We start from the raw sequence: 8,555 nt of genomic DNA on the forward strand, positions 1-8,555 counted from the left end.
CTCTTTCATTATCGGTCTGTTACACCTTGAAGCGATGTACCAACGCCACCAGCTGGCGATTGGACTCCAGCAGGGTGGCCGAACTCTGTTCGGTATTCTGACCGTTATCCACCAGCAGATTGACCATGTCGCGGATCGTGACCATGTTGCGGTTGATCTCTTCGGTCACCCGGCTCTGCTCCTCTGCCGCAGTCGCAATCTGGGTACCCAGATCGTTTATTTGCACCACGGCATCCGCCATCTTGTCGAGCCCGCCTGTCACCTGCTCGGTATTCTCGGTCGCCGCCTGACAGCTCTGCTTGGTGTGCTCCATGGCCACCACGGCTTCGGCCACCCCCTGCGTCAACCGGGAGAGCATGCTCCCCACCTCGGCAGTGCTATTCTGGGTTCTCGCCGCCAGTGCGCGCACCTCATCAGCAACCACGGCAAAACCGCGCCCCTGCTCACCGGCCCGCGCCGCCTCGATGGCCGCGTTGAGTGCCAACAGGTTGGTCTGGGCAGCAATATCGCCGATCACGCTGAGTACACTGCTGATCTGGCGTGCATCTTCCTGCATCCCCAATACCTTGGTCGCAGCAAGATCCACTTCATCGATCAGCGCCGCCACACTGGCAGAGGCCTGACCCACTACCTGACGGGACTGAATCGCCTGACCATTGGCAGACTCGGTAAAGCTGGCGGAATCGCTCGCGTGGTGCGCCACATTGTCGGCAGTGGAGCTGAGCTCGGTCAGGGCTGTCACTATCTGATCGGTCTCGGCGGCATGCTCACCGAGAATGCGTCTGGCCTGCCCCGTCTGCTGATCCAGCTGGGCCAATTCACGGGTAATCAGCTCTGTGGTCTCGGTCACCTGCAACATCATCTGCTGCAGATAGGCGATAAAGCGGTTCACCGATTGGGCGATATGGTCCAGCTCATCGTGCCCCTTGACCCGGATCCGGGCAGTCAGATCAGCATCTCCGGCCGAGAGCGCATCGATGTTCTGCTTGAGGGTGTCGAGTCGACTGCCCAGCTGCTTGATGGCCATCAACATCAGCGCAAACAGCAGCACCACTAGCGGTAGCTGGATCGCTGCCAGCGTCTTGAGCACCTCCTGACTGTCGTGGGTCAGGGTGCTGGTCGGCAGCGCCGCCGCCAACAGCCAGGGGGTTCCTTCGATGGGTTGCATCAGCAATGTCTGCTCTTCACCCAGATCCTGAAAGGTAGTGCGCTGCAACGCGGCGCCATTACCCGGCCCCAGCAGGCTAGCGATGGCGCTGGCAAAGGGATAGTCCCCGTGAGATGAGAGGTTGCCCAGCACCACATCCCCGCTCAAACGACCATTCTTGCTGAGGATCTTGCCGTCGGCCTCGACGACCATCACCTGACCCCCGATCTCCTGCTCTTTTTTGGCGACCAGATCATTGAAGAAACCCAGCGTCACATCGATGGTGGACACCCCGTAAAGGGAACCGTCACGATAGATTCCCATGGCACAGTTGGTGCGCGGCTGTTGGCTGGCACCATCCTTGTAAGCCGCCGCCCAGACACACATGCCTTTCTCCGCCTGCTGCCCGGCTCTGTGCCAGGGCTGCTCGAAATAGTTGGGCGCCTCGGCCGAGTTCCAGTAGGTGTTGGGGATCAGCTTGTTGGCACCATCCCGATGAAAAAAGGTACTGAACTTGATGCGACCGGCTTCCCGCTGATCCGGCATCGGCCAGATGCCGCCACCAAACACCATGGCATTGCCATATTGATCGATCAGAGCAGGGAGAACAGCATCGATTTGCTCACTCGGCAGTTGGGCCACCAGCTGGGTGATACTGCGTGACTGGCTCTGCACCCCGTTGAGCTGATCGCGAATGTCGGTCGCAATCTCGCTGACCCGCAGCACCAGATTCTGCTCACCCGCCCGTTGCAGCTCGGGTTTGACCCATAACTGGATACCGATTACGGTCAGCACACAGACCGCCACCATGAATCCCAGAAAAACGGCGGTATATCGCCCCTTGATTGTCCCCAGATCCCAACCCATACCCTCTCCTGTTTTCGGCCACTGCTAACTGCAGCTTGTTATATGAGTGGGCATTATCTTGCAATTCGCTCACGGCGCGTTTGCCATCGCTCACATAAGCGACAGCAAGATAAGGATTCGAGCGAAAACGGATCGATACGATCACAAAAAGGGTGGCCTCGGCCACCCTTGGGTTGATAACAACTGGTGCTGTTACTGGTTCGCTTCGGCAAACTGCTTCATCGCTTCGGCGTGCTTGGTCATGCCGGCGGCACGCTCGTTGAGCTTCTTGATGAACTCCGCCTTCTTGGCCGGATCTTCAATGCGGTCATAACGTTGCTGCAAGTTGGCCTGGATCTGCTCCGGGGTCATGTTCTGCATGCGGGCCATCTTGTCGTGGCGGCCACCGTGGTGTTTGCCACCCATCATGCCGCCGTCCATCGGGCAATCCACCATGGCACCGGGCTGGCCGGTGGGGGCCGCTTCACTGGCAGCATAGGCACCCAGCGGCAGGCCAAGGATCAGGGTGGCGGTCAGCAGGGTTTTGGTCAGCTTTTTCATGGTCTATCTCCTGTAGGGATGATTCTGGTTCGGCGCTCTTGCCTTGCCCTCAAGTAAACACCCTGTCGGTGTCTGAACTTTGCCAGCATCGCCCTTTTTTGTAGCAGAGTGTGGCATCGTGCGGATCTGGCACACTTTGACACAAACCGTGCAGCGTATTTTCGTATACTCGTGCCAACGCCAAGCAGGGGAGGTATTCATGAACCAGGGCAACACCCACATTCTGGTGGTCGACGATCACAGCGAGATCCGCGATCTCTTGAAACGCTTTCTGGAACAGCACGGCCTGCGAGTCAGCTGCGCCCGGGATGGCAAGGAGATGAAGCGCCTGCTGGAGGAGCGGGAGTTCGACCTGCTGGTGCTGGATCTGATGATGCCGGGTGAAGATGGTCTGACCCTCTGCCGCGAGCTGCGGGTCAAATCGAACCTGCCCATCATCATGCTGACTGCCATGGGGGAAGAGACTGACCGTATCATAGGGCTGGAGATGGGGGCCGATGACTATCTGGCCAAGCCCTTCAACCCGCGCGAGCTGCTGGCGCGGATCAAGGCGGTGATGCGCCGCACCCAGGCCGACACCCAGCCCGCCACCGAGACCCTGACCCGGGATCTGCGTTTCGATCGCTGGCTGCTCGACGTCAATCGCCGGGAGCTGGTCGATGAGGATGGGGTGGGCCTGAGCCTCTCCACCGCCGAGTTCGATCTGCTCAAGGTGTTTCTCGAACGTCCGCAACGAGTGCTGAGCCGGGATCAACTGCTGGATCTGGCCCGTGGCCGCGAGGCGGTAGCCTTTGATCGCGCCATCGATACCCTGGTGAGCCGCCTGCGCCGCAAGCTGGAGCGGGATCCCAAGAATCCGGAGCTGATCAAAACCATCTGGGGTGGCGGTTATATGTTCTCGGCCGATGTGACGCAGGTATAAGCGGTGAATGCACTGAAACGGCTATGGGCTCGCATGTGGCCCAAGGGGCTGACCGGCCAGATCATTCTGGTGGCGCTGGCGGGCTTGATCCTGATCCAGCTGCTCAGTATCCAGATCTACCGCACGGATCGGGAGGAGGCGCTCGGCTTCGTCAACAGCCGCAACGCCATGCAGCGGATCATCTCTGTGGTCAGACTGCTCTCCCTCTCTCCCCCGTCCCTCTATGACGAGATCCTCAAGGCGAGCCGCAGCGAGACCCTGCTGCTGCGCCTCTCCGACGAACCGCTGCAACCGGATAACCGCAGCCCCCGCTTCGAGCAGCTGGTGCGCTCGCGCCTCAACTACCCCCCCGGCCTCACTGTCGAGATCAGCGCCGAGCTGAAAGAGGATAACCAGCGCAGCAAAGCGTGGGAACATCATGCCCGCATGATGCGGGATCGCAAGGGGCCGCCCCCGCCGCGGGATATGCGGCTCTACGGCTCCATCGAACTGCCGCAGGGGGGCTGGCTGCAGTTCAGTTCGCTGGTCGACAAGGAGGCGGGCAGCTGGTCGTGGCAGACCACCCTCAACCTGATGCTGGTCGCCAGTCTGGTGATCGGACTGATGGTGCTGCTGTTTCGTCGCGCCACCCGCCCGCTCAAGCAGCTGGCAGGCAATGCGGAGCGGCTCGGACGGGGCGAGGATATCGAGCCCTTGAAAGAGGAGGGGCCGACCGAGATCCGCGAATCGATTCAGGCCTTCAACCGGATGCACACCCGGCTCGACCGCTTCGTGCAGGACAGAACCCGGATGCTGGCGGCCATCTCCCACGATCTGCGCACCCCCATCACCAGCCTACGGCTGCGCACCGAGTTTCTGGCCGATGGCGAGGACAAGGAGCGCATCCAGCAGACCCTACAACAGATGGAACAGATGCTGGCGGCAACCCTCAGCTTTGCCCGCGAGGAGGGACAGCAGGAGGCTACCCGCGAGCTGGATCTGGTCAGCCTGCTGGTCAGCCTGTGCGATGACTATGCCGATACCGGCCAGCCGGTCACCTGTCTGGCTGAGGGCAAAGAGGTCTACGCCTGCCGGGCCAACACCCTGCGCCGAGTGCTGCAGAACCTCATCGGCAACGCCATCAAATATGCCGGCAGCGCCGAAGTGTCACTGGAGCGACGCAAGGAGGAGCTGTTGATCCGGGTCTGCGACAACGGCCCGGGGATTGATCCGGCGCGGCTGGAGGATGTGTTCAAACCCTTTGTGCGACTCGATGAAGCACGCAATACCGAGTCAGGCAGCGTGGGGCTCGGGCTCTCCATTGCCCGCACCCTGGTCCATCAGCACGGCGGCGAGCTGACCCTGCTCAATCGGCCACAAGGGGGACTGGAGGCGCGGATCAGCCTGCCGCTGTAAGTAGTTACTCTATCCGCCAGCCTTGTCATGGCGCCATTTGCATCATGCAAACTTCATCATTTGAGCGCTTGTTCTTCGATCAGAAAGACGGTGATAATCGGTGACCACGGGACGATATACGGCAACGGATTGGAGCAAGGATGGCCTCTTCCAGGACAGGAGTCATAGTCAGTATCGGGTGGGGGCTCCTGCTGCTCGGCCTTGCCCTGCCTGCCTGGGCCAAAGCCCCGGAAGAGCCGATCATCATTACCAACTCCAAAGCCTGGCAGCCCTTCTCCTATATCAATGAGTCGGGCCAGCCGGATGGCCTGCTGATCGATTTGTGGCGTGAATATGCCCGGGTGACCGGCCAGAAGATCGAGTTCAGGCTGGTCGACTGGCAAGGCTCCCTCGACCAGCTCCATGAGGGGAACGCGGACGTTCACGCTGGACTGCTCTGGTCACCGGAGCGGGACAAACTGTTCGACTATGGCCGGCCTATCGCCCAGCTCGACTCCCAACTCTTCTTCTCGAGCGAATTGCGCGGCACCGATGTACATTACTACCTGCTCCATGAAACGGTCGGTGTGGTAGCCGGTGGCTACGAGGAGTATTACGCCAGACGCTACTTCCCCGGCACCAGACTGCAAACCTTCAATGACAATGACACCCTGCTGGCGGCGGCCTTTCGGGGCGACATAAAAGCCTTTATCGCCGATCTGCAGGTCGCCAACTTCTACATCTATACCTCGGACGATCCCACCCGCTTTATTCCGGTTCGCCACCTCTATACCGACCAGATCCGCTTTGCGGTGAAAAAGGGTGACCTTGCCCTGTTAAACCGGCTGGAAGAGGGCTTCGCCAAGCTCAAAGAGAGCGATCGGGAGCGGATCATCCGCAAATGGATGCATGTCGAAACCGTCTACCCCATCCATCTCGGTCCCTGGCTACTGTTTGCCGGAGTGTTAATCATGGTGGCCTACATAGTGCAACTGCGCCGCGCCGTCGCCAGCCGCACCACCGAGTTGAGCCGCGCCAACGCCAGACTGGAGAAACAAGCCAGTACCGATCCCCTGACCGGCCTGCTCAACCGACGGGCATTCATGCCTGCCATAGAGCAGCGGCTGGCAAGCGGGGAGCCCTGTGCCCTGTTGCTGTTCGATGTGGATCACTTCAAGGAGACCAATGACCGCTTTGGTCATGGCATCGGGGATCTGCTGCTGGAAAAGCTGGCCACGACTGTGACGAACCTGTTGCCCGAAGAGGCTCTGCTGGCCCGCATCGGCGGCGAGGAGTTTTGCCTGCTGCTGCCGCTGGCCACATTGGCTGAGACAGAGCAATGGGCCGAGCGTATTTGCCTGGAGAGCAACCGGCAAACCCTGCACACCAGCAGCGGCGAGGTGACCCTCTCCATCAGCACCGGGGCAGTCTGGGTCGCCGCAGAGAGAGAGGCTGATGCCGACCAGCTACTACGGCAGGCTGACGCCCTCATGTATCAGGCCAAGGGACTGGGGCGCAATACCTGGCAAGCCGCCCCCTATCAGGCATAGTCCCCTGACGGACACGCAATAAAAACGGCCGCCATCGGAAGATGGCGGCCGCATGACAGGTTCCCTATCAGAAGTTGTAAGTCACGCCCAGGTTGTAGCGGCGACCATCCAGCACAGTGCCATAGCTGCTGTAATCCACCGTCTTGTCGAACAGGTTGTAGACCCCGGCAGTCAGATCCAGATGCTTGTTGGCCTTGTAGACCAGGCCCATGTCAAAGAAGGTATAGGAAGGGGTCCCCTCCGCCATCTTCACACGACTCAGGTACTCGGAGGTCTCGCCACGGAAGTTGACCCGTGACCAGAGGCTGAGATCCTCGGTGGTCTGCCAGTCTACGCTGCCGTTGAACATGTGGCGGGGCATCTGGTTGAGGGCATACCCTGCCAGCGGGCCGCTCTTCTGTTCGGACTGGGTAAAGGTGTAGCTGGAGCTGACCGACCAATCTTCATTGATGGTCCAATCCATCATCCCCTCGACCCCGCGCATATTCGCCTTGTCGACGTTGACCCGGTCACTGATGAAGTCATAGCTGTGACCATTGAGGGTACAGGCGGGATCGCTCTTGCTGGTGCAACGACGCACTTCGGAGATCTTGTTCTTGAAGTCGGTGTTGAACAGGGTAACCCCGGCGTTGAAGCCCTGATGACCGTTCCACAGCAGACCAATCTCTTCACTCACGCTGGTCTCGGGTTTGAGATCCGGGTTGCCGACCAGCATGCCATCCAGGCTGCCACCACCGGTGACCTGACCCCAGTTGGCCGCCGACATCCGCAAGTCAGGGGAGCGGTAACCGGTCGAGACGCCCCCTTTCAACGTCCAGCTCTGGTCCAGATGCCAGACGCCGTAGAGGCGCGGGCTCCAGTGAGAGCCGTAGTTCTGGTCCCGATCCATGCGGGCGCCACCGGTCAGAGCAAAGCTGTCAGTGAGTGACCACTCATCCTCGACAAACATCGCCCAGCTCCAGCGGGTCAGCTGCTCGGCAGGGTTGGCTACTTTCAGGGTATTGCCCTGATCGTGCAGGTCTTCATAGCGGTACTGACCACCGACACTCAGGTAGTGATCCCCCAGAATGAACTGGGTATGGGTGTCGGCGATGGTGTTGGTGAGCTCCATCTTGCGGCCGGGGTTGGTGTTGATCTCCTGCTGCAGATAGCTGCTGGAAGAACCGAAATCATACTGACCATCATGGGTCAGCGCATAGTTGGTGCGCTCGTAGCGGTTAAGGCTATCTTTCGCCTTGGCATCCAGTGAATTGCCGGCCGTACGATCCCGATCCTGCAGGCTGCGACTGGCCTCCAGATCGAAGCGGTTATGGTCGTCAGGCTTAAAGCTGAGCACCGCCGTGCCACTGCGAGTCTCCTGCTCGGCAAAGCCCTGGGTAAATTTGTCTTCACCACGATGCGCCAGCTGACCATTGAAACGCAGCCCCAACACGCCATCGATCAGTGAACCTGCGGTATAGGCATCGGTCTGGAAGCTGTTGCCAGCATCCTTGTTCTCCTGGAAGGTAGAATCAGCATGAACCGAGCCCTGCCAGGCCAGACCGGTGGTCTTGCGGGTAATCACGTTAATCACGCCCCCCATGGCATCGGAACCATAACGGGATGACATGGGGCCACGGACGACCTCAATGCGCTCAATCACCTGCAGTGGCGGCAGCCAGCCCTGTTCGATACCCGGACCATCGCTGTTCGGGCGAGTGCCACGGCTATCCACCTTCTTGCCATCAACCAGCATCAGGGTGTATTTCGACCCCATACCGCGAATGCTGATATCACTGCTGCTGCCACCGCCAGTCACCACAACACCGGGAACATCCTTCAGGGCATCGGTCACATCGCGATATGCCCGTTTCTCCAGCTGCTCACGGGTAATCACGGAGATGGAGGCGGCAGAATCTTCAATCTTCTGCTGGAAGCCGGAAGCGGTGACGACCATCACCTCTTTTTCGGCAGCATAGGCCTGGGTCGCAAGAAGGGAGCAGATCAGCAAGGCAAGCTTGTTCGGTTTCACTGTTGTCATGTTTTAGCCTGAACATTTTTAGTAGGAAGGTGACGTATTCCCTTACTTCACTCATTACTGCGTATTCCGGCGAAGTTGAACAGCCATTCCGGCCAACGTGAACACCCTGATCCTTAACGCGCTCACGTCATCCCG

Annotated in this window: 6 protein-coding genes; 3 read left to right on the top strand and 3 right to left on the bottom strand. The window is 59.7% G+C overall.

Annotated elements, in window-relative coordinates:
- Positions 1 to 19 precede the first annotated feature (19 nt).
- Together NOM06_RS07285 and NOM06_RS07290 are read right to left on the bottom strand one after the other, a co-directional pair.
- The gene (locus tag NOM06_RS07285; protein WP_255910780.1) at positions 20 to 2,014 is read right to left on the bottom strand and encodes a methyl-accepting chemotaxis protein; all 1,995 of its coding nucleotides are present in this window, start codon (positions 2,012 to 2,014) and stop codon (positions 20 to 22) included.
- A gap of 192 nt (positions 2,015 to 2,206) precedes the next feature.
- Entirely contained in the window at positions 2,207 to 2,554 is a 348-nt protein-coding gene (locus tag NOM06_RS07290) for a hypothetical protein (RefSeq protein WP_100652356.1), read from the bottom strand.
- A gap of 199 nt (positions 2,555 to 2,753) precedes the next feature.
- Between NOM06_RS07290 and NOM06_RS07295 the strand changes: the two genes are divergently transcribed.
- The 3 genes from NOM06_RS07295 (at position 2,754) to NOM06_RS07305 (ending at position 6,400) form a co-directional block, all read left to right on the top strand.
- Complete coding sequence (locus NOM06_RS07295; RefSeq protein WP_255910783.1) at positions 2,754 to 3,476, top strand: response regulator; 723 nt, start codon at positions 2,754 to 2,756, stop codon at positions 3,474 to 3,476.
- Between the two features lie 33 nt (positions 3,477 to 3,509).
- Positions 3,510 to 4,871, top strand: a complete 1,362-nt coding sequence (locus tag NOM06_RS07300; RefSeq protein ID WP_005356852.1) for an ATP-binding protein — start codon at positions 3,510 to 3,512, stop codon at positions 4,869 to 4,871.
- 140 nt (positions 4,872 to 5,011) lie between these two features.
- Entirely contained in the window at positions 5,012 to 6,400 is a 1,389-nt protein-coding gene (locus NOM06_RS07305; protein ID WP_255910786.1) for a transporter substrate-binding domain-containing protein, read from the top strand.
- A gap of 67 nt (positions 6,401 to 6,467) precedes the next feature.
- On the opposite strand, the gene NOM06_RS07310 is transcribed toward NOM06_RS07305, so the two are convergent.
- Positions 6,468 to 8,420, bottom strand: coding sequence for a ligand-gated channel protein (locus tag NOM06_RS07310; RefSeq protein ID WP_255910789.1), 1,953 nt, complete (start codon positions 8,418 to 8,420; stop codon positions 6,468 to 6,470).
- Positions 8,421 to 8,555 lie beyond the last annotated feature (135 nt).

Origin of the sequence: Aeromonas sp. JL9 (assembly GCF_024436075.1) — a bacterium.
Classification (GTDB): Bacteria; Pseudomonadota; Gammaproteobacteria; order Enterobacterales; family Aeromonadaceae; genus Aeromonas; species Aeromonas veronii.

Bases quoted from the DNA above. Each gene is read 5' to 3' on its own strand.
- NOM06_RS07300 (WP_005356852.1), top strand. From the start codon at position 3,510: ATGTGGCCCAAGGGGCTGACCGGCCAGATCATTCTGGTGGCGCTGGCG.
- NOM06_RS07310 (WP_255910789.1), bottom strand. From the start codon at position 8,420: ATGACAACAGTGAAACCGAACAAGCTTGCCTTGCTGATCTGCTCCCTT.
- NOM06_RS07295 (WP_255910783.1), top strand. From the start codon at position 2,754: ATGAACCAGGGCAACACCCACATTCTGGTGGTCGACGATCACAGCGAG.
- NOM06_RS07305 (WP_255910786.1), top strand. From the start codon at position 5,012: ATGGCCTCTTCCAGGACAGGAGTCATAGTCAGTATCGGGTGGGGGCTC.
- NOM06_RS07285 (WP_255910780.1), bottom strand. From the start codon at position 2,014: ATGGGTTGGGATCTGGGGACAATCAAGGGGCGATATACCGCCGTTTTT.
- NOM06_RS07290 (WP_100652356.1), bottom strand. From the start codon at position 2,554: ATGAAAAAGCTGACCAAAACCCTGCTGACCGCCACCCTGATCCTTGGC.